The sequence below is a fragment of the Paraburkholderia phymatum genome, assembly GCF_038900715.1.
Lineage (GTDB): Bacteria > Pseudomonadota > Gammaproteobacteria > Burkholderiales > Burkholderiaceae > Paraburkholderia > Paraburkholderia phymatum_A.
Genome location: NZ_JAYMRZ010000019.1, coordinates 39,590 through 65,765, shown reverse-complemented (window position 1 = coordinate 65,765; position 26,176 = coordinate 39,590). Strand labels below are relative to the sequence as shown.

Annotated in this window: 24 protein-coding genes and 3 pseudogenes; 3 read left to right on the top strand and 24 right to left on the bottom strand. The window is 58.2% G+C overall.

Annotated features, from left to right (window positions below):
• Nucleotides 1-6: 6 nt before the first annotated feature.
• The 9 genes and pseudogenes from VSR68_RS29425 to hisD all read right to left on the bottom strand — a co-directional run bounded on the left by VSR68_RS29425 (nt 7) and on the right by hisD (nt 8,878).
• The gene (locus VSR68_RS29425; protein WP_342943208.1) at nt 7-393 is read right to left on the bottom strand and encodes a nuclear transport factor 2 family protein; all 387 of its coding nucleotides are present in this window, start codon (nt 391-393) and stop codon (nt 7-9) included.
• Between the two features lie 113 nt (nt 394-506).
• Nucleotides 507-1,280 carry an SDR family NAD(P)-dependent oxidoreductase gene (locus VSR68_RS29420; RefSeq protein ID WP_342943207.1) on the bottom strand — a complete coding sequence of 258 codons (774 nt, stop codon included), beginning with the start codon at nt 1,278-1,280 and terminating at the stop codon, nt 507-509.
• Between the two features lie 93 nt (nt 1,281-1,373).
• Nucleotides 1,374-1,958 carry a CGNR zinc finger domain-containing protein gene (locus VSR68_RS29415; protein ID WP_342943206.1) on the bottom strand — a complete coding sequence of 195 codons (585 nt, stop codon included), beginning with the start codon at nt 1,956-1,958 and terminating at the stop codon, nt 1,374-1,376.
• Nucleotides 1,959-2,527: 569 nt separating this feature from the next.
• Nucleotides 2,528-3,181 (bottom strand): annotated as a pseudogene (locus VSR68_RS29410) (phosphate acyltransferase); the annotation flags it as partial.
• Between the two features lie 79 nt (nt 3,182-3,260).
• A pseudogene (locus VSR68_RS42900) lies at nt 3,261-3,473 on the bottom strand (hypothetical protein); the annotation flags it as partial.
• 1,217 nt (nt 3,474-4,690) lie between these two features.
• Nucleotides 4,691-5,716 carry an aldo/keto reductase gene (locus VSR68_RS29405; protein ID WP_342943205.1) on the bottom strand — a complete coding sequence of 342 codons (1,026 nt, stop codon included), beginning with the start codon at nt 5,714-5,716 and terminating at the stop codon, nt 4,691-4,693.
• A gap of 499 nt (nt 5,717-6,215) precedes the next feature.
• Nucleotides 6,216-7,019 carry an SDR family NAD(P)-dependent oxidoreductase gene (locus VSR68_RS29400; RefSeq protein ID WP_342943204.1) on the bottom strand — a complete coding sequence of 268 codons (804 nt, stop codon included), beginning with the start codon at nt 7,017-7,019 and terminating at the stop codon, nt 6,216-6,218.
• 8 nt (nt 7,020-7,027) lie between these two features.
• Nucleotides 7,028-7,477, bottom strand: a complete 450-nt coding sequence (locus VSR68_RS29395) for a hypothetical protein (protein ID WP_342943203.1) — start codon at nt 7,475-7,477, stop codon at nt 7,028-7,030.
• Between the two features lie 96 nt (nt 7,478-7,573).
• Nucleotides 7,574-8,878, bottom strand: coding sequence for a histidinol dehydrogenase (gene hisD / locus VSR68_RS29390; RefSeq protein WP_342943202.1), 1,305 nt, complete (start codon nt 8,876-8,878; stop codon nt 7,574-7,576).
• Between the two features lie 175 nt (nt 8,879-9,053).
• Between hisD and VSR68_RS29385 the strand changes: the two genes are divergently transcribed.
• Entirely contained in the window at nt 9,054-10,106 is a 1,053-nt protein-coding gene (locus VSR68_RS29385) for a LacI family DNA-binding transcriptional regulator (RefSeq protein WP_342943201.1), read from the top strand.
• Nucleotides 10,107-10,196: 90 nt separating this feature from the next.
• Here the strand turns inward: VSR68_RS29385 and VSR68_RS29380 are convergent, their stop codons facing one another.
• From VSR68_RS29380 to VSR68_RS29370, 3 genes are all read right to left on the bottom strand, one after another.
• Nucleotides 10,197-11,063 carry an alpha/beta hydrolase gene (locus VSR68_RS29380; RefSeq protein ID WP_342943200.1) on the bottom strand — a complete coding sequence of 289 codons (867 nt, stop codon included), beginning with the start codon at nt 11,061-11,063 and terminating at the stop codon, nt 10,197-10,199.
• Between the two features lie 123 nt (nt 11,064-11,186).
• Nucleotides 11,187-11,654, bottom strand: coding sequence for a zinc-binding dehydrogenase (locus VSR68_RS29375; RefSeq protein WP_342943297.1), 468 nt, complete (start codon nt 11,652-11,654; stop codon nt 11,187-11,189).
• 94 nt (nt 11,655-11,748) lie between these two features.
• A complete protein-coding gene (locus VSR68_RS29370) occupies nt 11,749-12,921 on the bottom strand; it encodes an MFS transporter (RefSeq protein WP_342943199.1) in 1,173 nt (390 codons plus the stop codon).
• A 298-nt stretch (nt 12,922-13,219) separates the two neighbouring features.
• Between VSR68_RS29370 and VSR68_RS29365 the strand changes: the two genes are divergently transcribed.
• A complete protein-coding gene (locus tag VSR68_RS29365) occupies nt 13,220-13,855 on the top strand; it encodes a TetR/AcrR family transcriptional regulator (protein ID WP_342943198.1) in 636 nt (211 codons plus the stop codon).
• 93 nt (nt 13,856-13,948) lie between these two features.
• On the opposite strand, the pseudogene VSR68_RS29360 reads toward VSR68_RS29365, so the two are convergent.
• The 11 genes and pseudogenes from VSR68_RS29360 to VSR68_RS29310 form a co-directional block, all read right to left on the bottom strand.
• Nucleotides 13,949-14,592, bottom strand: a pseudogene (locus VSR68_RS29360) (IS6 family transposase).
• Between the two features lie 225 nt (nt 14,593-14,817).
• The gene (locus VSR68_RS29355) at nt 14,818-15,222 is read right to left on the bottom strand and encodes a cupin domain-containing protein (RefSeq protein ID WP_342943197.1); all 405 of its coding nucleotides are present in this window, start codon (nt 15,220-15,222) and stop codon (nt 14,818-14,820) included.
• Between the two features lie 84 nt (nt 15,223-15,306).
• Nucleotides 15,307-16,068: an SDR family NAD(P)-dependent oxidoreductase gene (locus VSR68_RS29350; RefSeq protein ID WP_342943196.1), complete on the bottom strand. Its 762-nt coding sequence runs from the start codon at nt 16,066-16,068 to the stop codon at nt 15,307-15,309.
• Between the two features lie 20 nt (nt 16,069-16,088).
• Nucleotides 16,089-17,117, bottom strand: coding sequence for a VOC family protein (locus VSR68_RS29345; protein ID WP_342943195.1), 1,029 nt, complete (start codon nt 17,115-17,117; stop codon nt 16,089-16,091).
• Nucleotides 17,118-17,129: 12 nt separating this feature from the next.
• Entirely contained in the window at nt 17,130-18,005 is an 876-nt protein-coding gene (locus VSR68_RS29340) for a fumarylacetoacetate hydrolase family protein (RefSeq protein ID WP_342943194.1), read from the bottom strand.
• Between the two features lie 55 nt (nt 18,006-18,060).
• The gene (locus VSR68_RS29335; protein ID WP_342943193.1) at nt 18,061-19,068 is read right to left on the bottom strand and encodes an ABC transporter permease; all 1,008 of its coding nucleotides are present in this window, start codon (nt 19,066-19,068) and stop codon (nt 18,061-18,063) included.
• On the bottom strand, nt 19,065-20,579 hold the full coding sequence (locus VSR68_RS29330; RefSeq protein ID WP_342943192.1) for a sugar ABC transporter ATP-binding protein: 1,515 nt from the start codon (nt 20,577-20,579) through the stop codon (nt 19,065-19,067). Before VSR68_RS29330 ends, VSR68_RS29335 begins: the two co-directional genes overlap by 4 nt.
• Nucleotides 20,576-21,541 carry an ABC transporter permease gene (locus tag VSR68_RS29325; protein ID WP_342943191.1) on the bottom strand — a complete coding sequence of 322 codons (966 nt, stop codon included), beginning with the start codon at nt 21,539-21,541 and terminating at the stop codon, nt 20,576-20,578. The genes VSR68_RS29330 and VSR68_RS29325 overlap by 4 nt, the downstream gene beginning before the upstream one ends.
• Before the next feature lie 40 nt (nt 21,542-21,581).
• Nucleotides 21,582-22,685, bottom strand: coding sequence for a sugar ABC transporter substrate-binding protein (locus VSR68_RS29320; RefSeq protein ID WP_342943190.1), 1,104 nt, complete (start codon nt 22,683-22,685; stop codon nt 21,582-21,584).
• A 67-nt stretch (nt 22,686-22,752) separates the two neighbouring features.
• Nucleotides 22,753-23,961 carry an MFS transporter gene (locus VSR68_RS29315; RefSeq protein ID WP_342943189.1) on the bottom strand — a complete coding sequence of 403 codons (1,209 nt, stop codon included), beginning with the start codon at nt 23,959-23,961 and terminating at the stop codon, nt 22,753-22,755.
• A gap of 37 nt (nt 23,962-23,998) precedes the next feature.
• Nucleotides 23,999-24,286, bottom strand: a complete 288-nt coding sequence (locus tag VSR68_RS29310; RefSeq protein WP_342943188.1) for a hypothetical protein — start codon at nt 24,284-24,286, stop codon at nt 23,999-24,001.
• Nucleotides 24,287-24,479: 193 nt separating this feature from the next.
• Here VSR68_RS29310 and VSR68_RS29305 point away from each other — a divergent pair, with 193 nt between their 5' ends.
• Entirely contained in the window at nt 24,480-25,187 is a 708-nt protein-coding gene (locus tag VSR68_RS29305) for a GntR family transcriptional regulator (protein WP_342943187.1), read from the top strand.
• 10 nt (nt 25,188-25,197) lie between these two features.
• Here VSR68_RS29305 and VSR68_RS29300 read toward each other — a convergent pair whose 3' ends face one another.
• Nucleotides 25,198-26,082, bottom strand: a complete 885-nt coding sequence (locus VSR68_RS29300; protein WP_342943186.1) for a sugar phosphate isomerase/epimerase family protein — start codon at nt 26,080-26,082, stop codon at nt 25,198-25,200.
• Nucleotides 26,083-26,176: the final 94 nt, after the last annotated feature.

The window sequence follows — 26,176 nt, the reverse complement described above, 5'->3', positions numbered from 1 at the left end:
GACTGGTCAACCCGCTAAAGCACGGACCACAAGCGACGTATCCCAATAGAAAGGTGTGAGCTCGAGAATCTTTCGGTTCCGAATAACGAAGTGCTGAAGAAGTGGCCAGTCGATCGCAACGCCACTATGTTTCGCCACCGCATGAACGTGTGAGCGGCTGAAGATGTTTTCATCGATCGTGTAGAAGACTGGATCGACAACTTCAAGACGAGACCATTGCTCACCAAACGACTTCATCCAGGCTTCGAAACCCGCGTGCCCGCGCCACACACCTCCGTACGGGAGCGACGAAGGTTGACGAATCACGCACTCCGGATCGAGTGTCCTCGCGATAGGCGTGAAATCGTCACCGTTTCCCGCGAGATACTTTGTTTCGGCCTCGTAGAATTCCATCAACGTGGAGAATTCGTCAGATTCATCCGATATCATATCTTTCATATTAATAGTAGTACCAATTAATACCATGAAAACACCGTTATGCTTCCGGACCTCACCGCGTCTCGCTTCTACTGCGCGAGATATCCCCCGTCGATTGCCAATTCTGTTCCGGTTATGTAACTAGCCTCATCGGACGCCAAAAAAAGGACGCCGTTAGCTATCTCGATGGGGTCCGCCTGACGTTTCATTGGATGCGCGCTCACCAGATCCGACAGATATCGCCCTCCGTCTTCGCTCAGTGATGCTGCCTGAACTGACATCCGCGTGCGCGTTGTTCCTGGGAGTACCGAGTTGAAGCGGATTCCGTGCTGTGCGTAAGATACACCCCCACATCGCGCGAGCATAGCGGCTGACGCTTTTGTACAGTGGTAAAGGGGAATGTCACCGTTTCCCGCCACTGCGTAGGTCGATGCGACGTTAACGATGCTCCCCGTTCGCCCCGTTGCGAGCATGCGTGACACCACGTGCTTGGTGCAAAGGAGTGGGCCTAGTACGTTGACATCAAAGACATGCCGATATTCGTCAACTGAAATTTCATGGAGAGCCGACGAGGAGCCGGTTACGGCCGCGTTATTGACAAGTATGTCAACAGGCCCGATATCTCGCTCTACCTGTCCGACTGCGCGACTGACCTGGGCATCGTTTGAGACATCGACAACATAAAATCTAGCTGTGCCAGCCTGTACACTGATAGCTTTGTCCTGCTGGGAATCCCTTTCATGACTGATATCGAACAACGCGACACTCGCACCCTCTCGCAAGAATACTTTCACGATCGCATCACCGATCCCGCCAGATGCGCCCGTCACAATGGCCCTCTTATTATTTAGCCTTCCACCCATGTCTATCCTCCGCTCCAAAGTTACATCGAGTGCTTATCCAGTATTACTTTAAAAATTCGAACGGCATGCCCATTGAACGAGTTACCTGCTCATTTACGATGATTTTTCCCGATGCCTTTCGTTGAAGGATCTTTTCTTTGCTCTGTTTCCACAGCCGATACCAACCATTGAACACCAGCGCCGGTTCGCAGTGCGGCTCGTATCAAGAAACAGCATCCTACAACCGGCGTCTTCACAGGCTTTCAGTCGCGCTCCGGGGTGTGAGGCAAGCAACTGAATTGCATCTCGGGCAATGGTCGAGAATACACATGCATATCCTTCGACGGCTACCTTTTTCAACGTTTGCGCGTCACTCTCAATCTGTAGCCCAATCGGCGCTGCAATCGCTAATTCGTTTACCACACGCAGATCGCCCTGACGGGGTGTTTGCCCGCGCAGGATACCCTCAAAGATCGCAATTATTGCGCACCGCAGTACCTTCACCCTGATCAGATCACCTCTTGATGCAGCAATCGGGGCATTCAGTAGTTCCGACTCGACCACCCAGTGCTCGAGGTCCTCGACTGTATTCAGACGTTCGATATCGCGATGACCACGCTCACCAAGCGTCGAGGCTAGATCGAGGCACAGCCGGTCTGCCGTGAATCGAAACTTCAGATCGTCGGCAACTAACGTCATCGAAACCTCAGATAAAACAATGCCTAGTTAGACGGGACGGAATGCGGTGAGGCAGCTACCCGACCAGTCGCGCCATTTGGTCTAGTCATGCCATCGGACCTTCTCAGACAGGTCCAATCCTGTTCGCGCGATCTCCAACGCGGTAGCCAGGTGCACAGTGCCTCACGCGGCTGTCCGGCCACCGCCGACCGGGAGCGCAGCCCGCTGTCGTTCACGCCACGCCGAATATGGAACCATCTTAGTAGGTTCCACTGCTGAGTGCAAGGGTTGCGGGATCGGGTTCATCCCTGAGTCGCAAGTTTCCGACCCACGGGAATTCGGCGCTCGCAAGCAGACCCAGTTCCCGACTAGGCTAGAGCAACACCGACGTCGAAAACCAGATTCAACCGCCCTCCACCACTCTCTGCTCTTTCGCTGCCCGAGGGCGCTATGAACCACGGCGGGAAATAAATTCGCTCTTTCGCTTTTTGCCGAGGCCCTCCGGCGCCATAGTGGCGAGGCAAGCGGTCGGTACGGCATGTGTCACGACCTGGGCATTACGCCGGCATGCGGCGCAGGCCAAAACCCGCTTAGCGCGCGGCTGGCTTCGCAACTGCCGCGTTCGCCGAAGCCACCGTCGTCATGTTGATGATGCGTCGCACGGTCGCCGCCGGCGTCAGAATGTGCACCGGCTTCGAAGCGCCCAGCAGGAACGGACCGACCGTCACGCCTTCGCCGCCAATCACTTTCAAGAGGTTGTAGGCAATGTTGGCCGCTTCCACGTTCGGCATGACCAGCAGGTTTGCTTCGCCCGTGAGCGTCGTGCCGGGGAACGACTGCTTGCGAATGATCTCCGAAAGCGCCGCGTCGCCGTGCATTTCGCCGTCCACTTCGAGTTGCGGCGCACGTGCCGCGATCAGCTCGCGCGCGGCCTGCATGCGCTGCGACGTCGACGAACGCACGCTGCCGAAGTTCGACGATGAAAGCAGCGCGACCTTCGGCGTGATGCCGAACTTCTCGATCTCGCGCGAAGCCAGGATCGTCATGTCGGCGAGCCGTGCGGCGCTCGGCACTTCGTTCACGTAGGTGTCGCAAATGAAGATGTTGCGGCCCGGCAGCATCAGCAGGTTCATCGTCGCGTAGTTCTCGGCTTCCTTCGCCTTGCCGAACACCTGCTCCACGAACTACAGGTGATAGTCGAAGCTGTTGAGCAGGCCGCAGATCATGCCGTCGGCATCGCCGAGACATCGCGATGGCTTCAACGAGCTTGTCCGGGTCGGTTTCGTCGAGTTCGATGTCGAACACGTCGATGCCGGCAATCTTCTTGAAGCGGCAGCCTTTGCCTTCCATCACCGGCTTGGCGGCGAGCGGACCGATATTGCCGAGGCCGAGCACGGCGGTGCCGTTCGTGACGACGCCCACGAGATTCGCGCGTGAGGTGTATTTCTGCGCATCGAGCTGTTCTTCGTGGATCGCCATGCACGCTGCTGCGACGCCAGGCGAGTACGCGAGCGAAAGATCGAGCTGATTGGACAGCGGTTTGGTCGGCGTGACCGAGATCTTGCCGGGCTTCGGATTCTAGTGATAAGCGAGTGCGATTTGCTTCAGTTGTTCATCCATGGATACCTCTGCTTATTTGATATGTTGTCCTACTGTCCTGTAACACGCGAGTCCAATTGCATCAGGAATCGGCGCAAACGGCATTCAAGTCAACGTGGTGTTCGTCACCCATGCCATGGCGCGGAGCCGCTATCCTTCATGGGCAGCATGATACGGGTGGCCTCTCTAACGCTTCTTGTCCACGCCCGGCGAGCTGCCTATTGCTGTGGAACTTGGACCGGAATATGAATGAGGTTATTGCATGTCGCGTGACGGCCAAACAGGCGCCGATTCCCTGCGTACGGCATGCTGAGTAGTGCAAGTAACGGCCGAGCTTAAGAACCGCCGAAGCAGTGCCCCACCTTTGGCTTGCGTAAAATTCCGGCGCCCGTAGCTGGTTCCAACGTGCGCTAGTGTCCGTGCGAGGGCCGCCGACCTGATACGTCGGGAGCCCTCAAGTCGCTGACACTATGTTCAATACAATTAGTGTGACGAATATAAAATTTCAATCACTGTATTTAGGTAAGGTTACATACAAGCTGGTTCGACGCTGGTCGGTGCGATTTGCCCGCCCGCCCTTCGGACGCGGAGCAAAGCAATGGCCCGTTGTCACGTGTTGAAACATCCAGTCAACGCCAAATTTTCTTAGACAGGACACCTGGATCCCGTTCTTCATGGGAATCTCACCGCGTCGTCTGGCAGCCAACCGCGGGGCGGTTCGAACGGATCCCACATCCATGCCTTTCAGCCGCCTCGTTGCCGCTTCGACCAACGTTGTTTGCACCTACACTCGGGTTGTCTCGTCAGATATAAAGCTCCCGACCTCGTCTATCGCCAGTACAATGAGCATATCGTGCTTTTCCGGCTGAAGTTGCTGCCAGAGCTCAAAGGATCGATGTAAATCCGTCTTCCGCCAGTGGTGATCCAGCCGGCTGCGTCATTTGCCAGGCCCCCGAGCGGGGTCCTGGCAAGTATCGGCAACGGAAAGCGCGTCCACGACGACCAGCCTCGAGCATGCGAAAGCATGAAAGCCTTCAGAATTTCGTTCAGCCTCCCCTTCCCGATGAGCCGTCCGCTAGCAGACAACACTCCCGCAAACAACAACCACGGAATGTCGACGGAGAGAATTTGTACGCGTAAGCGAGACATGATCATCAGTTGATGGGTGCCTTTTCGTGGAGAAGGCCAGCTGATTTGAGATCGTGCCAAAGAGCCTCAGGTACAGTCGCATTTGCCACCTGAACATTCTGTTTCATTTGCTCAACGTTGCCACCACCCGGGATGACGGACACGATCTGCCGATGCATCAGAGGGAAGTGAAACGCAGCCTCAATCAATCGAACACCGTGGCGCTCGCAGTGCGTCTGGATGTTACGGACGCGATTTAGAATTTCCGGCGGAGCCTTGGAATAATTGTAGTAGGCGCCCTCTACTGGGCCGGTCGCGAGAATGCCGGAATTGTAAGGCCCCCCGATCACGACGCCAATACCGCGCTCTTCGCAAAACGGCAGGAAATTGTCGAGTGCGGACTGCTCCAGGAGTGTATAGCGCCCCGGCACGAGAAACACATCGAAATCGCCGCGCTCCGCGATAGCCTGACTACACTCTACGTCGTTCTGGCCGCTGCCAATGGCCGTGGTCACTCCTTCGTCGCGTAGTTTGACCATTGCCCTGTAACCACCCTCCTTGAAGAAGATTTTCGCCATCTGCTCGAAAGCCTCTTTCGATCCATGTGTAAAAACATCTAGGTCATGCACCATGAGAATGTCAAAGCGATCAACACCCATACGCTCGAAGGAATCTTCAACCGATCGCATTACTCCATCATAGGTATAGTCGTAGATCACCTTTCGGTTGGGAACCTCCATCCAGAAACCGATGCCATCGCGCTGAGCTGCGGGAGTGCGCCGCAATAGGCGTCCAACCTTACCGCCCAAGACGTAGTCGTCGCGGTTCTTGTTTCTCAGAAATCGATTGATCCGCGTTTCAGCGAGACCCAAACCATACATTGGTGCAGTATCAAAATACCGAATACCGCTTCGCCAGGCAACATCGAGAATTGACTGCGCCTCGTCCTCATCGATCGCGGTGTAGAGGTTACCCAGCGGACCGGTCCCAAGACCGAGTTCGGTGAACGCAATCCCGCTATTTCCCTGGCGTTGCCACTTCCGTGTGCGCATAAATGCTCCTTCATTATCCATAATAGACGGCTTCATAACGACTACCCGGCGCATTTGATGGCGTTCACACAGATCTGGTTGCAACCGAGTTTTACAAAAACGCTGTAAAGATCGGGGATGCATTCGAAATTGATTCGGATGCAATGGAACTGATTTAGTCGAGTATGCATGCACTCGATAAGTTGGAAACTGGTTGACTGCTGTGTTCGGTGCGGCGCTCGGCGACCACTGGCTCGATACCGCCCTTGCCCAAAACTTGGCGACGGCGGCGGCAATCGCCGCCGCAATCGACGTAGACTACAATCGGTCTACGCTGTGGATGGCCGCACGGACTGCGAATCGGTGAAATTGCATCAATCAGCGGTGGCGACCGGATCGCATGGTTGACAATCTCACCATCTTTATTTCATAGGAATGCTTAATATATCAAACAAATATACTTTTAAATATTTCCTTAACAGATCCGGAACAGTTTTATGAAACTTTCTCTACCAAGCGCTTATTCGGCTGTCCATCCGCCGTCAACCACCAACGAGCTGCCCGTCACCATGGCCGATGCATCGCTGGCGAGATACAGCACTGCTCCCATCACGTCCTCCTGCGTCGCCACGCGGCCAAGCTTGATACGGGACAGCACATCCCGCCGAAAGTCATCGGACGCCAGGAAGCCTCGGGTCATCGGCGTTTCGATAAACGTCGGGCAGATCGCATTCGCCCGAATCCCGTAAGGCCCTAGCTCGACGCCCATAGCTTTGGTCAAGCCCTGAATCGCATGCTTCGAACTACAGTAGACCGTCCGAAGCGGCGCACCGACATGCCCCATCTGCGACGACATGTTGATAATCGACCCGGTTCGCCCGGCCCGTATCAGCGCAGCCGCGACGTACTGCGCGACAAAAAAAGCGCTGCGTACATTCAGCTCCATGACTGCATCGTAGTCGTCCACGGTCACATCGATAAACGGCGCAGGCCGGTTCGTACCAGCATTGTTTACCAGAATATCGAACGGTTCGCCATCACCAACAATGGCGTCCAAGGTGCGAGAAAGATTCGGTAAATCTGTGACGTCCAACCGAGCCGCACTAGCCCGACCACCGCGCTTTCGTAACGCATCGGCGACCAGCTCTGCCTCCTCCACCGAGCGCGACACCAGTGTCACATGCGCGCCGTATTCGCAGAGCGCGGACGCTGCCGCTACCCCGATACCTCGGCTACCACCCGTGACGAGCGCACGCTTGTTTTCAAGAGAAATGTCCGGCGTTCGCGGCAATTCCAGAGCCGGCTGCATATGATGATTAGACATCTGATGATTCACCCTTTTTCTTTGGCGCAGTATGTACGACCTCGTAATTGGTTGCGAAATCGTCCGGCGGTTCGGGTCCCCAGACATAGCTGCGGTACCGTCCCTGCTTCAAAAGCGGCGCAGGCGAGAATGCTCTCGATGCCCATTTCCTCGCAGATCTGAATGGATTGATCGAGCGAGATCATGTAGCGTGCGCGCATCTCGTCGTCGTATCCCTCCATCTTCCCGCTCGGCGCCCAGCCTGTCAGCGAATCCAGATGCCGGACATAGACCCCGTGGCCCTCAGCATAGCTCCGGAGATCCCTTGCGCTTTGCCCTCGCGCAACCTCGTCGAGATAGGTGATGGGCGAAATCGCCACGCTGGAAAATCCCCCCGCCACCGCGGCGTCTACGTGATCGAGCAATCGCAAATGCCTGATCGGCGCAGGCCAAAACACGAAGTCTATATTCGAATCCATGAAGCTTTCCCCTCTTACTATCGGAGGCGCGCTCAAACGCGCCCCAATCTGTCAGTGGCAATGCGGTGGTGCTAAGCGTTGGTCACTACGCTACAGTCATCGTCCCGCGACACCCGCATAAGGAACGTCCTGGTGGCCATATCGACGAACGCGCAGATTGGCCTGTTCCCCGTGCGCGACCATGCCCTCGATAGCGCAGAGGCGCGAACAGTAGCTGCCGATCAAGGCGCTCGCCTCGTCGGTGAGGACTTTCTGGTACGTGCACGTCTTGATGAACTTGCCGACCCACAGCCCGCCGGTATAAAGGGCTGCGCGACCCGTCGGCAACGTGTGGTTCGTACCGGTCACCTTGTCTCCGAAGGCTACGTTTGTCCTTGGCCCGAGAAAGAGCGCGCCATAGTTCTTCATGTGCTTGAGGAAATAATCCGGATCTCTGGTCATCACCTGTACATGCTCGGAAGCGATGCGATCCGCCTCGCTCACCATCTCTTCGACCGTATCGACGACGATCACCGCCCCGTAGTCTCGCCAGGACACGCCGGCCGTGTTGGCCGTCGCCAAAACCTTGAGCAGTCGCTCGACTTCGGCAATGGTCTCCTGAGCCAGCTTGAGCGAATTCGTCAGCAGGATCGCCGGCGTATTGAAGCCATGCTCGGCCTGGCCCAGCAGGTCGGTCGCGCACATTTCCGCGTCGACGCTGTCGTCGGCAATGACGAGCGTCTCAGAAGGACCGGCGATCAAATCGATACCGATACGCCCGAACAACTGGCGCTTGGCTTCGGCAACGAAAGCATTGCCGGGGCCAACCACCATCGCCACTGGGTCGATCGATTCAGTACCGAGCGCCATGGCAGCAATCGCCTGCACGCCGCCGAAGGTATAAATCTCATCTGCGCCACCCAAATGCATCGCTGCGACCACGGCCGGATTCGGCTCACCCTGTACCGGCGGCGATGCAGCCAGAATGCGCGACACGCCGGCGACTTTCGCCGTCACCACGCCCATATGCGCGGACGCAACCAGCGGGAATTTTCCACCCGGCACATAGCACGCGACGCTATCTACCGGCATGTTCTTGTGCCCGAGCACCACACCCCGCAGCGTTTCCGTCTCGACATCGCGGATGGCCTCGCGCTGCACCTGAGCGAAGTTGCGGACCTGCGACTGTGCGAACTTGATGTCCTCGAGCTGACCCGGCGAAAGTCGCCGGACACAAGCGGCGACCTCGTCGTCGCTGAGACGGAAGGACTCTGGAGACCATTTGTCGAACTGCTCCGAGAACGCGCGCACGGCGGCATCGCCGCGCTTCGACACGTCCGACAGAATTCCGGTCACTACGTCGCGTACTTTCGCTTCGTCTTTCGCGGCGCTACGGCCATGTTTCAGAAATTGAATTGCCATCGCTTTTCCCGTCCGGTTGCAATTGGATCTGTACACAATCTGATGTCGTATAAAGATCGTTGTACAGAATTTATCATCAGCGGACTATGCAAACCTCATGCAAATGCTAGCGACTTTCCCTATCGAAAATCCGGCGCAGACAGCATGAAAAAACGGTATCCAGCAGGAGCCAATCATGTCCATTAAATCCACTGACCAGGAGTCTGCCCATCGCGTACGGCTCGGCGATATCGCCATGAAACTTGGGCTGTCGATATCAACTGTCTCGCGGGCCTTGAGCGGGCACACGGCCATCAGCGAGACAACGCGACGGGCGGTACAAGCCACCGCGGCAGATATGGGCTTCCGTTTACCGTCGATTGGCAGAAAACCTCGCAAGCCGGCAACCGGGTTGATCGGTGTTGTCGTGGGCGCACTGCACAACAGTTTCATGACGCAGTTGCTGACAAGCCTGCACGACGAACTTCAGTCCGTCGGCTATCAAATGACACTGGTGATCGATCCAATGAACGATGCGAGAAACCTGTTCGCCTTTCGTCCGCTCATCGAGGGTTATCTGGATGGTCTGATTTTCGCAACGGCAACGCTGGATTCGACCGTCGTCCCAGAAATGCATCGACGCGGTATCCCGCTGGTCCTCGTCGTGCGAAAAGTCGACAACCTCAATGTTGACATTGTCGAAATCGATAATGCGCGTGCAGGTGCGATGGCCGTCGAGCATCTGTTTGCGCTCGGGCATCGCCATATCGGCGTGGTTATGGGACCAGAAAATACATCGACAAGCCGGGATCGCCTGGAAGGCATTCGACGCTGGTTATCGGAGACAGGAACTTCGAGCGCGTCGATCCACGTGCGCTGGGGTGATTACACGACCGACTCGGGTTATGCCCATGCACTCTCGATGCTCGACTCACCATCGCCGGTTACCGGCATCATTGCTGGCAACGACACTATCGCGCTCGGAGTACTAGATGCGGCCAAAAAACGAAAGGCCAGCGTGCCCGATCAATTGTCGGTCGTCGGCTTCGACGATGTGCCACTCGCTGCTTCAACTTTGATCGGGCTAACGTCCATTCGTCAGCCGGTGGAGATGATGGCGAGCATTGCCGCTCGCAGGTTGATCGCGCGTATTCAGCATGGCGGGACTGTATCGCCTGGCCATGACATTCTGCCGATCACGCTGGTCGACAGAGGATCGACCGCGCCGGCGCAGGAAGCAAGCAGGTAGCGGTACGCCTCACGTACCACCGCAACCGGCGCCGATTTACGACCGGCAGTTCGTCCAGGGAATCAACGAAAGAACTGACGCACGCTCACGTTACTGCTCATCGAGGAATTCGATCACCGCCGCGTTCAACGGAGCCGCGCACTCCTCCGGCAACCAGTGGCCGCAATCGGGCAGCACCATCCCGGTCACATGGTCCGCATAGTTGCTCACGACCTGCTTCTCGTATTCGCCCATGCCGCCGTTTCCGCCACCGCCAATCGCCAGCATCGGGATTTCGATCTTCTGCCTGGCGAGTTCCTTGTTGTCGATCACGCCCTGGTTCAGCACGCGGTAATACTCGAACGCAGCATGCAGGCTCTGTGGCTTCGCGTAGGACTTCCCATAAAGATCCAGCAGTTGCGGCGTGAAGACGGCCATGTTGGTCGCGTGCACCTTGATGAAGTGCTCGAAAAAGAAGCGCTCCTTACCGGTGATCAGTTTTTCTGCGAGCTGGTTATCGGCATCGAAGAAGCTGAAATGCCAGACCAGCGATTCACCCTTCGGCGTGAAGGCCGGGAATTTGTAGATGCTATCGTCGGGAATCGGCGCTTCCATGTAGACCGCCCGACGGATGTTGCCCTGGTGCTGGACCAACATCGGATAGGTGTTCCAGATACCGATGTCGTGAGCCACCAGATCGAATTTCTGGCCACCACTGAACTGCTCGGCCAGCTGATAGAGCAGCGGCGCGACATCGATGGCGCGATACGAGGTTGGCACCGCGGATTGGCCGAGGCCCGGCAGATCCACCGCCACCACCGTGTGATCCCTGGCCAGTTCCGGCATCAGTTGGTGCCATTCGTACCACGACTGGCCGAAGCCATGCACGAGATAAACCAGCGGCCCGCTGCCGCCCTTGACATAGTGCAGGCGCACGCCATCGATCGTCTTGTATTCGCTGGAAAATCCGGCTGGCACCGGGAATTCGTCTGCCGCGAACGTCGGCGTCGAGAGCAGCGCGACGGACGAGTAGAAAATGGATAACAACAGCTTCTTAAACATGAAAATTTCTCCAATTATTAACCAAACAACACACAGTACCTACAGCACAATCACAGTCTTTCCGGCAACCTGATTCGATTCCGCGTACGCATGCGCTTGCGCTTGCGCTTGCGCTTGCGACAGATCGTCGAATGCGAACGCCCCGGCAATCTTCGCCAGGGGGAAATCCTCGATAGGTTGATAAGGACGGCCGATGTGCTCGCTCGACACATACGAGACCGACACGCCATTGCGTAGATCGCCATACACGTCAAAGCGCTCGATCTCTCGCCCGCCCAGCAGGCCGAGAATCGCGATGCGCCCGATCGGACGGTCTGCCTGGATGGTGTCGCGCAGCATCGCGGCCCCGACGATTTCGATGGCCGCGTTCACTCCATCGTGCGGCGCATTCCCCAGCACTTCATGCAGCCGGCCATCGTCAGTCAGGCATTTGTCCGCACCTTTCTCCAGCAACAAGGCGCGTTTTTGAGGGTTACGCGTCGTCGCGAGCACCTGTAAACCAGCCATTTGGCATATGTACCAGCTCGTCGATCTCCTGCAAACGCAGTACCTCCGGCCAGCCGGCTTCTTTGACGACATAAGCCTTCAAATAGAGACTCGACTAGAAGTGAGCGTGTCGTGAACCCGGCTTGAAACCGTGCGTACGGGCGAACCAGGCGATAACGAATCCGATGGCCAGCAATCCCACCAGCACCGGCGGGAACGACGATGCACCCCAACCATCGAGCAGGACGCCGCCCACCAGGCCACCGCCAGCGATAGCACCGTTCCAGGCCGTCACGTTCATCGACAGGGCCACGTCGGCGCCATCGCCGGCGGTATCGGCCAATGCGGTTTGCAACAGCGTCGCCGCACCGCCGAACGTCAGTCCCCATACAGCCACGCCGACATAGATGGCGGCCGGCATATGCTCGAACCAGACGAAAAGCAGGGACACGACGGCAAAGACGGCCAAACTGGTCAGCACCGAGGCGCGCAGATGATGTTCGACCAGACGGCCCACGAGGAGGATGGCGACCAACGCGGCCAGGCCGAAAATCAGCAGCACAAGGTCCACATGCGCAGCCAGACCTGCCTGCGCTACGAACGGCGAAACGTAGGTGTAGAGGATGTTGTGTGCCAGCATCCATGCGATCACAACACCGAGCACAGGGCGCACACCGGCGGTGTTCAACACCTTCAGCAAAGGCAGACGTTCATGGCTGGCTTGCCCCGGATAATCCAGCACCTTGGCTAATACCCACCCGATCAGTACGAGCGTCAACGCCGACATGATCACGAATGCGCTGCGCCAGCCCATCGCGGTTCCGAGTAAGGTTCCGAGTGGCACGCCCAGCGATAGCGCGATCGGGGTCCCGACCATTGCCACCGCCAGGGCCCGGCCCTGCTGACGCGCCGGCACCATGCGCCGCGCGTAACCGGCGAGCAGGCTCCAGGCAAGCCCCGCCGACACGCCAGCCAAGAACCGGGCCGCGAGCGTCAGCCAATAGTTAGACGACAGTGCCGTGATCGAATTGAAGACGAAGAAACCCGCGATGCTCAGCAGCAACACATTGCGCCGCCGCCAGCCTTGCGTGGCGATAGTCAGCGGAATGGCCGCCAGCACCGAACCCAACGCATAGGCCGTCACTGCCTGCCCGGCTAGGGAAGTCGATACCTGCAACCCCGCCGCCATCTGCGGCAACAGCCCTGCCGGCAGCGTCTCCGTTATGATGCAAATGAATCCAGTCATGGCCAGCGCCAGAAGCGCGGCCAGCGGTAGTCGGTCGGCCATGGGACGCGCCGCGGTACAAGTCGTTTTCGTCACGGTGTTATTTCTCGATGAAGGAAGCTTCATGAGTCTGCCGATCCACCAGTAGACTCACATAAGTATCATTCGGTACATATTTAGGCGAAAGCCTTCCGCTGCCTGCGCATAACGGGGCCTCTGAAACTATCGGGTTATCAATCCGGACCGCTCTAGTAGAGCCACAACCTTTTATCTATATATGTATCTTTCGGTACAATACTCGCGACACGACGATCTTGTCAACGATTTATGTATCGATTAGTATTTTAGTGATGAACATTCAATGGGGTTCGGCATGGCGACAATGGGACGTCCGCGTACCTTCGACCGCGACAAGGCGGTCGAGCAAGCGATGTACATCTTCTGGCAGAACGGCTATGAATCGACTTCGTTGAGCCAATTGAAGGCAGGGATCGCCAGCGGCATTTCTGCGCCGAGTTTCTATGCGGCCTTCGGCTCCAAGGAAGCTCTGTTCCAGGAATGCGTGCAACGTTATCTGTCCACTTATGCCCAAGTGACGGAATGCCTGTGGAATACCACGCTCACACCGCGCGACGCGATCGAAATCGCACTACGCAATTCAGCCAAGATGCAGTGCGAACGCGGGCATCCGAAGGGCTGCATGGTTGGTTTGGGCGTCATGAGTGCGCCCTCTGAGGAACATGTAACGGTCATCGAACCTCTGACGCGTTCGCGTGCACGCACGCGCGCCGGCTTCACCGCCTGCCTGCAGCGAGGCGTCGACAGCGGCGAGTTGCGAGCCGACACCGACGTCCGCGCGCTGTCAACCGTATTCGATGCGTTTCTGTTGGGGCTGCCCACGCTGGCACGGGACGGGGTGCGTCACAACGTTCTGGAGACTGCCATCACTCATATCATGTCGGCATGGGATGCCGCCGCCGCGAATCGTCATACTTGAAACCGCGCGAGTGCATCTCCGCGACCTAGGTCAGCCGGATCTGGTGCAAATAGGTAAGCCGATTGAGAAGGATACAATAAGTAGGATATCTTATCAAACTGAGGGAACGGCATTCCATACAGCGGGCGCTGCGGCATCCACGACGCCGAGCTTCGCGAAATCGAACTGACCCTCACGGATGCGATGCGTCAACTCGATGCCTGAAATGGTGGTCGCGGCGCTTCCTTAACCGTTTGAAGCCGAGCATCACGTTCGTTCTTGACTTGATGTGGCGATGGTCCTGCTTTATCAGGTTGTTCAGATATTTCGATGACCGGATCCCCGTGTCTTCAGGCAGCAGACCATCGACCTTCATCTCGCGCACCGCTCGGTGCGCGGCAGCATAGCCATCGAGCGTGATGGCCTCTGGCGGCTGGCCCTGACGCTTGATGGCCTTGCTGAAAAATGCTTTGGCCGCACCCTGAGCATGAAGTCCACCGTCTGGCCAGCTCGATCGACGGCCCGGTACGGTATGCCCACCTGCTTCGAAACTTCAGGTAGGTCTCGTCGACACGCCACGAGCGACCCGCAAGTGTAGCAAAGCGGTTCCAGCGTTTGACGAACTCGGGTGAATAACGCCTCACCCAGCGCAGAATCGTCGTGTGAGCCAGCGACAATCCTCGTTTAGCCATCATCTCGAGCAGATCGCGAAGGCTGAGCTTGTAGCGCAGGTACCAGCGAACGCACAGAATGATGATCTCCCGATCAAAATGGCATCCAACGAACGAACAACTCCTCCAGACTCTTCAGCTTACTCATCGCGGGCCATCAGTTCGTTTTGCTCCGGCAACATTAACCGATTCCCCAGCCCGCGCCGCCGGTTCAAATTTTCCGCGAAAACGTGAGGCACAACTGCGCTATTTGGATAAGTCTGCAATGCTCGACGGGCGAACACTGTCTCGCTATACTAACGATGAAAAACGTCAGTCAATAACACGAACTTCCTCGAGCACTTCGTCCTTGTAGCCGGGTTCCACGGGCTCCTGATAACTCACGGAAAAAGAGAACGCCCTCACGCCATCGTCCGTTGTCGGCCAGATACTGTGCGGGACCTTGGGCGGGATATAGATGAGGTCGCCAGGTTTGACCCGTCTGGCCTCCTGCTCGATCTGCACGACCGCCTCGCCAACGAGAATGTAGTAAAACTCGTGCGTGTCATGCGAGTGAGGCGTCGCCTTCGTATGTGGCGCGATCGTCCACTCCTCTATCGCTTCGAGATACGTTCCGCGTGTCTGCTCGAACAGTGAAAATTTCGGGAAGAGTCCCCAGACCTTCACGTTGTCATGCATCGAAACGGGCGCCACAGTGCTTGTCGATCGAATGTCCATTACGTCGCTTCCTTGATTTGAGGTTAATGAATCCTGGTGTTCATTCGGCGGTCCATCCGCCGTCGACCATCAGCGAACTGCCTGTCACCATGGCCGATGCATCACTCGCGAGTACAGCACCGCGCCCGTCACGTCTTCCAGCGTCGCTACACGCCCGAGCTTGATGCGGGACAGCACGTCCTGCCTGAAGCCATCCGATGCAAGAAAATCCCGCGTCATCGGCGTTTCGATGAACGTCGGGCAAATCGCGTTCACGCGAATGCCGTGATGCCCGAGTTCGACGGCCATCGCCTTGGTCAAGCCCTGAATGGCATGTTTGGAACTGCAGTAGACCGTCCTCATCGGCGCACCCACATGGCCCATCTGCGATGACATGTTGATGATCGAGCCGGTACGTCTCGTCCGGATCAACTCCGCTGCCACGAACTGGGCCACAAAAAAGGCGCTGCGCACGTTCAAACCCATCACCGCGTCGAAGTCGTCCACGGTCACGTCCACGAATGGGGCGGGCCGATTCGTTCCTGCGTTGTTCACCAGAATGTCGAACGGCTCGCCGTCGCCGACTATTGCTTGCAAGGCATGCGGCAGATTCGCCAGATCCGTCACATCCAGCTTTGCTGCACGGGCCCGCCCGCCACGCTTGCGCAATGCGTCGGCGACAACTTCGGTTTCATCCAGCGATCGCGCAACCAAGTTAACGTCCGCGCCGTATTCGCAGAGCGATGAAGCTGCGGCGACGCCGATTCCCCGGCTCGCACCCGTTACGAGTGCGCGCTTGTGTCCAAGGGAAAAATCCGGCGCACTCGGCAGTATCGAGGCCTGGTGCATGGGCTGAGGTGAATCCATGGAGAATATCTTCCTTCAATTCAATCGATTTTTCCGGCATCAATCGTTGCCGCCCCCGCTTCGCGGGCAACCTCGTAATTGGTCGCGAAATCGTGAGGCGGTTCGGGACCCCAGACATAGAACGAATCCTCACCGGGATGATTGGCGGCGGGCCAATCGAGATCGGCGGGAATGTAGTCGATATCGAACGAGTACTCTGCATAACTGCCCCACGGATCACGCACGTAGTAGAAGTAGTTCGATCCCAACACATGCCGGCCGACGCCCCAACCGCGCGTATAGCCGTTCCGTCTCATCTGCTCGGCGCCCAGGCCTACCTCGTGCACGCTCCCGACGTCCCACGACAGGTGATGCACACCCGGCCCGTCTGCTTTGACAAACGCCGCGAGGTGATGGTCGCTTCCATACGCTCCGTGCAAAAACGCAATGTCGGTTTCGGACCGGTCGGACAATCGCAGCCCCAACACGCCAACGTAGAAATCCAACGCTTTCTGCACGTCCGCGGTGAAGAACAACACGTGCGACAAATAGCGCGGATACACCTTGGGTGCAGTACTTCTGCTCGGGGCTGCGCCCTTTCCAGCAGGTATTCTTTTACCCTCGGTTGCGCGCGTTTTGGCGTCAGGCGACGATTTGTCCGCTACCACTATCTGCACCTGCACGCCATCGGGGTCCGTCAGCCAAAGCCCCCCGGTTCCCGTAATCGCCGACGCGCACTCATGCGGCGCATTGCCCGATAGATGAAGCGAGGCAGCTTTCTCCTGAATGGCGGTGTAATCGGTTTCATAGGCGCCGTATCGAACATAGAGAAGTTGCTTCTTCGCGCCGGCAAGCAACGTTAGCCACACATGCGGATGCTCACGAGTGCCTATATTCAAAGGCGCATCAGTGGTCTGCTGATCGCACCGCAACCCGAACGCCTCGAAGAAGCGCTTCGCCTCGGCCAGATCGGGGACAGTCATCACAACGCGGTCGATGGAATGCACCGACCCCAGCCGGTCCGCGCGAGCAGTCAAAAGACCCGATTCCCGCGATGCAAGGTTTTCCATATGGCACCCGTCTCAGGCCGCTTTCCTCGACGAGGCCTCTTCAACGATCGTATTGCTCAACACGCCGAGCCCTTCGATCTCCACTTCGACCACATCGCCGGGCTTCATATACAAACGCGGATTACGTGCGTGGCCGACGCCGGACGGCGTGCCCGTAACGATGACATCACCGGGTTCGAGCGTGATTGCCTGACTGATTGTTTCAATGAGCGACGGCACATCGAAGACCATATCGTCGAGCATGGCGCGCTGCATCACCGTACCGTTGAGCCGCGTCTCCAGCGCACGCCCCCGGCCGCCATCCGGGAACTCGTCCGCGGTGACGAACCATGGTCCGAACGCACCCGTGCCATCGAAGTTCTTCCCAACCGTCCACTGCGGTGTCTTGAACTGGAATTCCCGAACCGTCACATCGTTGAAGATCGAATACCCGGCCACATGATCGTATGCATCCGACGCGGCGATATGACTGCCACCTTTTCCGATAATTGCTGCAAGCTCTCCCTCGAAATCCAGAGAGTCGCTGATCGCGGGTCTCACGATTTCGCTGCCGTGCGCGGTGATGCTGGTTCCAACGCGGAAGAACAGTGTCGGGTAATCGGGCTGCTTAAAACCGGACTCCGCCGAGTGATCGTGATAATTGAGCCCCACGCAGATGATCTTTCTGCTCGCGGATATCGGCGGGAGACAGGTTACGTCCTGCATGTCCAGACGTTCGCCGGCGCTTGCCAGCACATCGAAAGCGTTCGACATGGCCTCGGGATTCCGAATCATCTCGTCCAGCGTCGTCGGAAACCGCGCGTCGCTCGCGGGCAGACCGCGCCAATCTCCATCGACACAGACAGCGAGCCCTTCACCATCCTCATTGCTATAACGGACAAATTTCATGTTTGATAATCCAAAAGTTGTTCTGACAGAGCGCAGATAGCGGCCCCACATTCCTTCACTTCACGATGCTCATCTTTCGCCGGTCGATCGTCGCTGTTACCGCCACCAGGATCACGATGCCGTACACCAGATCCTGGCTCGTGGGTGGCAGTCCCACGACCACCGAACCGACGCGCAGGAAAGCCGCGGAAATACCGCCGATCACGCTCGCCCCCACGCCGCCAATGCCGCCCGAAATCGACGTGCCGCCCAGCACTACGCCGACGATGGCGGGCAGCAGCATCGTCTGGGCAAGCGTGGGAGAACTGAACAGGGTCTGCGAAACATAAAGGACACCAGCCAGCGAAGCGCACATGGAGCAGATGGCGAACACGATGACTCGTACCTTCAGCGCATCGATACCCGACATGGACGCCGCCCGCTCCGCCGTGCCTATCGCGTAGACGTGCCTTCCCAAACGAAAGTACCGGAGCGTCAGGGAAAGACAGAGCCAGACGATGGCAACCAGATACACGCAAGCGGGTACACCGAATAGCGACCCAGTAAGCACGTCGATAATCCAGAGATCACCGTCCACCGGAAGTGCTGTGGCCTTGGTCACGAACAGCGCCAGGCCTGACAGCAGTCCCAACGTGCCGAGGCTGATGGCAAACGATGGAACCTGGTACTTCGCATGGGTATATCCTTGCGCGCCGCCCACCAGCCCCGCCAGGGCGACGGCTAACGGGACAGCCCATGAGCCGAGGTGCGGCGCGGCCAGACTGACCACCACGCCTGAGATGCTGGCCATCGCGGCGGCAGACAGGTCGATGCCACCCAGGATGATCGGCAACGTGCTGCCCAGAACAAGCAGCAACAGGGGCGCGGCATCGATAGAAAATGACGCAAGCGAGCCTGGAGACAATGTCCCGGGCGAGATAGTGCCCACGACCATGAGCATGATCACAAGGACGATGGCGGGAGCGAAACGCCTCGCCATCTGCCTGACGTGACCATATCTGCGCTCGTGGACACCGCGCAAGGTTGCATCGCTATTCGCGATCGGAAGCTCATTGAGTCTCATACCATTGCCCTCACAATCTGCTCTTCTGTCGGCCTCTTTCGACTGATGTCCCTGAAGACTTCAGAGAATTGCCCGTCTTTCATCACTGCAACTGTGTCGCTGAGGAGTAGCACTTCATCCAGCGTATCTGCGATGAACACAATCGAAAGTCCTTCTCCGGCGAGATGCCGCATGGTTTCAAACAGATCGGCCCGGGCTCCGGGGTCCAGACCGCGCGTCGGGTGGTCGAGCAGCAGGAGCTTCAGGTTTTTACCCATGAGCCACTTTCCAAGGACGGCTTTTTGCTGATTGCCGCCGCTCAACTTCGAGATGTCCTCGTGAAGGGACGGCGTCTTGACTTTCAACCGTTTGGCCCAGTCGCCGGCGACCGCGTGTTCCTTTGATCTGTTGGCAATGAAGCCGCCGAATCCGAAGTCGAACCCGAAACTGAGCGTCATGTTCTCCAGCACGGACATACCCGCGAGCATCCCCTCCTTCTTGCGCTCCGCCGGCAGATATCCGACGCCGCGGTGCACGGCGTCCGCAGGGGTGACGGGACGAAAAGGCTTGCCGTCGAGAACGACTTGACCGTCGGTCACTTCGTCGATACCGAACAAACCGCGGCAGAGCACTTCGGCGCCCGAGCGCTGCACACCGATCAGTCCGAGTATTTCTCCCTCGTTGACGGTGATGGAGAAAGGCCCGGCATCTTTGTTGAACCGGGCACGATCGAGCACGAGCCTCGGCTTGGACGACCGGGAAGCCTCGCCCTCGCGTGTGACCGTGCTGCGCTGCTTACCGACCATCAACTCATAGAGTTCGTCCGCATCGACCTGGCCGCGCTCGCGCTCGGCGACGCGGCGCCCGTCGCTCATTACGTACACCCGGTCCGACAGCGCCAGCACCTCGTCCATCCGATGACTGATAAATACGATCGACGCTCGCGAACGAATGCGGTTGATCTGCTTGAAGAGATCGTCGATCTCTCTGGAGGTCAGCATGGACGTGGGTTCGTCGAACATGATGACCAGGTCTTCTTCGATCAGCTCCTCCAGCGCAAGCACCTTGGCCAGCTCCACCATCTGGCGCTGCCCGAACGAGAGCTTTTCCACCAGCGTCTCGGGACGAATATCGAGCTCGATCTTGTCCAGTTGCCGGCGCGCTGCATCAAGCAGCTCCCGCCATCTGTACCAGCCCCTGCGGACATACGGCGCCGACTTGTCGATGAAGATGTTTTCGGCGACCGTCAGATTGGGAATGAGCGATTGCTCCTGATGCACCAGTCCAACGCCGCTCCTTGCAGCATCGACCGTGGACCTGAACGAGACCGCCTGCCCCCTGAGGACCATGTTTCCCGTATCGGGGCGCTGAACGCCCGCCAACGTCTTCATCAGCGTCGACTTGCCCGAGCCGTTCTGGCCGATCAGGCCCACGACTTCGTTGTGGCGCAAGCTCACGCTCACGTCGTCGAGTGCCGTGACGGGCCCGAACCGCTTGCTCAAGTTCCTGACTTCGTAGACTGCGTTCGTCATTTCGCAACCCTCAACTTTTCTCGCAAGCTCCACGAGCCCCCAATGACTGCGAGGATGATCGTGGCGCCTTCTACGACCTGCGTGATCAATGGGTCAACACCGATCTGAAGCAGGCCATTCTGAATAACATTGAGAATGAGCACGCCCGTCAGCGATTGGAGAATGCCGCCTTTGCCGCCGCTCAGAAGCGTGCCGCCGATGACGGCGCCGCTGATCGACGGAAAGAGCAGACCTTCGCCCGCCTGCGAACTACCCACTCCAAGCTGTGCTGCAAGCAGTACGCCGCATACGCCGGATAGCGCACCCGAGATTGCGAAGACGGCGATCTTCATCCGGTCAACGTGCAGCCCGCCCAGCCTGCACAGGTTTTCGTCGCCGCCGATGCCGTAGCTCACGCGTCCGATCGTGGTCCGCTTCTCGATCACCAGCCCCGCCAGGACAATGAAAATCGCGCAATAGACGATTCCACACAGGCCGAGGTGCTTGTCCAGTGCGATGGACAGGAACGCCGCGTCCTTGATCTGCGGCTGCATCGACGGAAACAACATCGTTGCCAGGCCGCGGGCGGCAAACCAGGTGCCAAGGGTCACGATCAGCGAAGGCACTTTTACTTTTGCATACACGATCCCGTTGAACAGCCCGACGGCCAGACCGCTTCCCACCGCCAATATCAGCGCCGCGCCCAGGCTGTCGTGAGCATTGACCGAGTTGGCGACGAAGAGACCCGTCAGGATGCAGGACAACGAGACAATGCCCTCGATAGACAGGTCGATGGAGCCCTGGACGATGACGAACGTGAGCCCCACGACGGCAATACAGGGAATGGCGCTCGACTCGACGATCGCAATGAAATTCGCAACGCTGGCGAAATTGCTGCCCGTCAGGCTGAAGAACACGACGAGCGCCACGAGTGCGACTAGCGGCCCAGCATTGCGAACCGAAAAAGTGATTTTGGGGAACATGATTCTTCCTGCTCAGCGGTCAACTCGAAAAACCACGTGTCTACTTCGACGGCGAATCCGTGATGGGCCCGGACGAATAGGCCCACATGTCGCTTTTCAGCTTCTGATAAGTGAACTTGGCGGGATCGAACTTCTGATCGAGAAACTGATCGACGTTCGCTTTCGTGACCAGCGTCTGCTTGAGGTAGAAATTCCGCTGTGCGTGAGTCAGCTTCGACAGGTCGATGTCGCCCGTCGCCACGCCATAGGCTAGCGCCGTCGATACCGCGCCGAGCGCCGCACCGTCGACTTTCATCGTCGACACGATCTCGCCGGATTTGATGAGCTGCAGGACATCGGACTGACCGTCGCTGCCCGTCACCGGCACTTTCCCGGCAAGGCCCTTTTCGCGAAGCGCAGCCAGCGCGCCGAGTGCCATGAGGTCGTTCTCCGAGAAGATGCCCTTTACCTGATCGCCGTACTTGGCGAGCTGGCCGCGCACGATGGTCTGCGCTTTCGTTTGCCCCCAATCGGCGTACTGGTTATCGAGGATCGTCATCCCCGGGCACTCCTTGACCGCGCGCTGAAAGCCCGCGAAGCGCTGTTTCGTGGGCGGATTGTCGGCGACACCCTGTAGCACCAGCACACCACCTTTACCTCCGATTGCTTTGCACAGCGCCATGCCGTTTTGATATCCGGAATCCACCCCGTCGAACGAAATGTGCGCTATCCAGCTCTGCGAGTCCGTATCCCACGGATGAATGTTCTCCGGTCTGTTCCAGAACGTAATTACCTTCGCGTCCGCCCGGCTGGCCCGGTCGACGATCGCTTTGGTGAACGCGTTGGAGACGGGGTCCATCATGGCCACGCAGTCCTTGCATCCTGCCGAGAAGATCGCACCATAGTCCTGCAAGAACTTCTGCCCCTGGAACTCGCTGACGAGAACGGTCAGTTTGGTATTGACGGAATCCGCGACTGCCTTCGCGCCCTGCACCTGTGCATTGCAGTATTCGCTCGACTCGGTCGCAATGCCGTAATAGATGCCAGGTACTTTCGCGGCGAGCGCGGGAAATTGCGCGAGGCCCGTCACTGCCAACGCGACGTAGAGCAAGCGCTTGATCAACTTGTGGTGATGCTGCTTCAACGATGACAGGCTGGTCTTCATTTAATGTCTCCTTGATGTAAATCTGGTTGTTTTGTTCAGGAAGCCTTCGTGTTTTCGTCCCTTCGGCCTAGCAGACGTTTCTGGCCGATGCGCAAGACTGCGACGCTGTCCGCGAACGCAGGGCGATCGAAATGACAAGTGGAATGCAACCGCAGATGGCCAGCGCCGCACCGATCCATACGGCGCTGACCAACCGGAAGCCCGACGCTATGGACACACCCGCCAGCCACGCGCCCAATCCGTTGGCGACGTTGAAGGCCGAATGATTCAGCGCCGACGCAAGAGTCTGCGCGCGCCCAGCCACGTCCATGAGACGCGCTTGCACCGCGGGAACAATGGCAAGAAATCCGCCTATTGCGAATATATTAACGATTGCTACTAGTAAACGACTGCTTGTTACCGAGAAGGCGGCTAGCGCTGCTGCACCAAAGATCAGCGAGCACGCTATCGTGATGTCGGTAGACCAGTCTGCGAGCCGGCCGCCGATCAGCGAACCAACGGTCATTCCCACGCCCAACAGCGCGAGACACCACGGAACGGCAAACGACGATACGCGAGTGACGCCGGTCAGGATGGGCGTGAGGTAAGTGTAGAACGCGAACATGCCGCCAAATCCCACCGCAATGATGCTCAGCGTGAGCCATACCTGCACGTTGCGGAATGCCGTCAGCTCGCCCTTGACGCTGGAAGTATCCGGCTGCGATCGCGGAACGACGAGCAGGATCGCGATGCATGTCGCTAGCGCAACGGCTGCGACGAGCACATACACGATGCGCCATCCCAGCAGTTGACTGACCCAGTTAACCAGCGGCACACCGACGATGTTCGCGACAGTCAAACCCAGCATGACGTGCGCGATCGCGCGGCCGCGACGCTCGCGCGGAACCATCCCCGCCGCAACCAGCGAAGCGACTCCAAAATAGGCACCATGCGGAAAGCCGGCAACCAGCCGCGCGCCAAGCAGCGAACGATATCCGGGAGCAACCGCGCTCAGCAAATTGCCCGCGGCGTACGCGAACATCAGCATGACAAGCAGCGTGCGCCGCTCGACGCGAGGGAACAGTATGGTGAGAACTGGCGATCCGACGACCACGCCGAAAGCGTAAGCGCTCACGATCGTTCCCGCTGTGGAGAGCGATACGGCCATCGTGTTTGCGACGGCCGGAACGATCGTCATCGAAGCGAATTCACCGACACCGATCGCAAGCGCCCCGAGCGCCAACGATGCTTCGGCAAGCGTATAGGCCGATCGGATGGTTCGGGCTGAAGCGGTCATTGCAACGTCTCCGACTGGCTCACTGAGCCGATATGAGTCAACGGCTTCCCCGCACTTCCCGCGAAGAAGCAAGGAAGTGGACGATGCTTGCGATGCCGGCGCGAGCCACCGCCAGCCCTTCCCCGGTGTTCTCGAGCAAACCACGGTCAACGAGTGCCGCCAGTTCGCGGTCGTCCGGCAGATTCAATGCGCCGACCTGAGCAAGGAGACATGCGTTCACCGCGGTGCCGGGAGCAATTCGGGCCCCTTCGATCGCCTCGATGAGCTCGCGGCACGCGGCGCTGTTGTCGGAATGATTTCCTGAATCTGACGGCACCCTCGTCACAGTCGCCTCCGAACGGTGAGCTGACGCAATGGTAAAAATATATTATCTTAATTGAAATACATTAACTAGGGAAAACCCCATCACCCACGCGGCTCAGAGGACATGATGTACAATCGTACAAACAAATATATTATTAGCGTGTTTGGCACGAGTGACACGGCGGCCAGCTCGTTCACACATATGGATCACTTCGATGGCTACCAAAAAGACCCAATCAGAGACTGTCGTTGACGGATTGAGGGCGGACATTCTCAGTTGCCGACTTGCGCCGGGCACGCGAATGCGTATCAATGACTTCTGCGAGCGCTTTGAAGTGAGCCTGCCAGCCGTGCGGGAAGCGTTATCCAAGCTTTCTGCTCAAGGCCTGGTAATCTCGGAGCCGCAGCGCGGTTATCGCGTCGCTCCCGTTTCGTTGGAAGACCTAGAAGATCTGACCGAAACACGAATCGAGCTCGAAACGCTTTGTCTCGCGAGGTCGATCGCGCGGGGCAACATCGATTGGGAGACGCGGGTGGTTGCCGCCATGCACAGACTGGGGCGGACCGCGTACCGCGCGGCGGATGATCCCTCGCGGCTAAACGACGCCTGGGCCGAGGCTCACTACTCGCTGCATGAATCTCTGGTATCCGCCTGCGGAAGCGAACGCCTGCTACGCGTGCGCTCCCAGATGTATGAGCAGGGCGAACGCTATCGTCGATTGTCTGTTCCGCTCTACAAGCATGATCGCGATGTGCACTCGGAACACACAGCTATCGCGGCGGCAGCGCTGGAGCGGGAGACAGACAAGGCCACCGCCCTTATGGCAGATCATCTGCGCATGACTGCCAGTATTCTCGTCGACGGACTAAAGGAACTGCTGAACAACGCTGCGATCGGCAAAGATGCCGCGACTATTAGCTGACAATATGCGGTCAACCAGCGAACAGAGTGGACCCGCACAGGTCGAACCCGGCCAGCTCCATCGCGCTACGCATAGACAACGCGCTTTTCCGCCCCGCTTCCGTAGGGCTCAAGGTAGCGGCTACGTCGGAGAACACTTCCGCGCCCGCCCGCGTCAGTCCCCCCTTCTCCCTGAGTACCTCGAGGATGGCCGTGATCGGCAGTTCTCCTTCACCAGCGAAGCGCCGGAAACGCAGCGTGTCTTCCATCATGGTCGGCGCCTGCAGCTTGTAGAGCGCATCGCTGATCTGCAAGGTTGTGATCTTGCCCGGCAGCAAGGAACGCAACAACGCAAAGTCCGGATTGCCGCGGCTGAAGTGCCAGGTATCGAGCACTATGCCGGTATTGGGCGCATCCACCGCGTCGAGAATCGCGAGCGTAGCCTGCAGGTCCGGCACCCCGAGGAACGGCATCGGTTCGAGGTCGACCCAGATGCCGAGATCGCCCGCCAGCCGGCACAGGTCGGCAAAGCCCTTGACCACTACATCGTGCGGAACCGTGCCGGCCTCGAAAGCGGCGCAGGCGAGAATACTTTCGATGCCCATCTCCTTGCAGATCTGGATGGATTGATCCAGCGAGATCATGTAGCGGGCGCGCATCTCGTCGTCGTAGCCCTCCATCTTCCCGCTCGGCGCCCAGCCCGTCAGCGAGTCCAGATGCCGGACAGGCACCCCGTTGCCCTCGGCATAGTCGCGAAGATCGCGCGCGCTTTGACCATGCGCGACTTCGTCGAGATAGGTGATGGGCGAAATCGCCACGCTGGAAAATCCACCCGCCACCGCCGCGGCGACGTGATCGCGGAATCGCAAATGCCGGATCGGTGCAGGCCAAAACACGAAATCTATATTCGGACTCATGGATCTTTACTCTCTTGCTGTTCGCGGGCGCATGCGAATGCGCCCCGATCTGACAACGACAATTCAATGATGTCGACCGTTCGTCATCACGGCA

Coding starts and splice junctions, on each gene's coding strand:
- VSR68_RS29330 (WP_342943192.1), bottom strand. CDS start 20,579: ATGACGAACGCAGTCTACGAAGTCAGGAACTTGAGCAAGCGGTTCGGG.
- VSR68_RS29335 (WP_342943193.1), bottom strand. CDS start 19,068: ATGAGACTCAATGAGCTTCCGATCGCGAATAGCGATGCAACCTTGCGC.
- VSR68_RS29315 (WP_342943189.1), bottom strand. CDS start 23,961: ATGACCGCTTCAGCCCGAACCATCCGATCGGCCTATACGCTTGCCGAA.
- VSR68_RS29365 (WP_342943198.1), top strand. CDS start 13,220: ATGGGGTTCGGCATGGCGACAATGGGACGTCCGCGTACCTTCGACCGC.
- VSR68_RS29370 (WP_342943199.1), bottom strand. CDS start 12,921: ATGGCCGACCGACTACCGCTGGCCGCGCTTCTGGCGCTGGCCATGACT.
- VSR68_RS29305 (WP_342943187.1), top strand. CDS start 24,480: ATGGCTACCAAAAAGACCCAATCAGAGACTGTCGTTGACGGATTGAGG.
- VSR68_RS29415 (WP_342943206.1), bottom strand. CDS start 1,958: ATGACGTTAGTTGCCGACGATCTGAAGTTTCGATTCACGGCAGACCGG.
- hisD (WP_342943202.1), bottom strand. CDS start 8,878: ATGGCAATTCAATTTCTGAAACATGGCCGTAGCGCCGCGAAAGACGAA.
- VSR68_RS29300 (WP_342943186.1), bottom strand. CDS start 26,082: ATGAGTCCGAATATAGATTTCGTGTTTTGGCCTGCACCGATCCGGCAT.
- VSR68_RS29325 (WP_342943191.1), bottom strand. CDS start 21,541: ATGTTCCCCAAAATCACTTTTTCGGTTCGCAATGCTGGGCCGCTAGTC.
- VSR68_RS29340 (WP_342943194.1), bottom strand. CDS start 18,005: ATGAAATTTGTCCGTTATAGCAATGAGGATGGTGAAGGGCTCGCTGTC.
- VSR68_RS29425 (WP_342943208.1), bottom strand. CDS start 393: ATGGAATTCTACGAGGCCGAAACAAAGTATCTCGCGGGAAACGGTGAC.
- VSR68_RS29385 (WP_342943201.1), top strand. CDS start 9,054: ATGTCCATTAAATCCACTGACCAGGAGTCTGCCCATCGCGTACGGCTC.
- VSR68_RS29375 (WP_342943297.1), bottom strand. CDS start 11,654: ATGGCTGGTTTACAGGTGCTCGCGACGACGCGTAACCCTCAAAAACGC.
- VSR68_RS29420 (WP_342943207.1), bottom strand. CDS start 1,280: ATGGGTGGAAGGCTAAATAATAAGAGGGCCATTGTGACGGGCGCATCT.
- VSR68_RS29345 (WP_342943195.1), bottom strand. CDS start 17,117: ATGGAAAACCTTGCATCGCGGGAATCGGGTCTTTTGACTGCTCGCGCG.
- VSR68_RS29400 (WP_342943204.1), bottom strand. CDS start 7,019: ATGTCTAATCATCATATGCAGCCGGCTCTGGAATTGCCGCGAACGCCG.
- VSR68_RS29355 (WP_342943197.1), bottom strand. CDS start 15,222: ATGGACATTCGATCGACAAGCACTGTGGCGCCCGTTTCGATGCATGAC.
- VSR68_RS29320 (WP_342943190.1), bottom strand. CDS start 22,685: ATGAAGACCAGCCTGTCATCGTTGAAGCAGCATCACCACAAGTTGATC.
- VSR68_RS29350 (WP_342943196.1), bottom strand. CDS start 16,068: ATGGATTCACCTCAGCCCATGCACCAGGCCTCGATACTGCCGAGTGCG.
- VSR68_RS29405 (WP_342943205.1), bottom strand. CDS start 5,716: ATGCGCACACGGAAGTGGCAACGCCAGGGAAATAGCGGGATTGCGTTC.
- VSR68_RS29395 (WP_342943203.1), bottom strand. CDS start 7,477: ATGGATTCGAATATAGACTTCGTGTTTTGGCCTGCGCCGATCAGGCAT.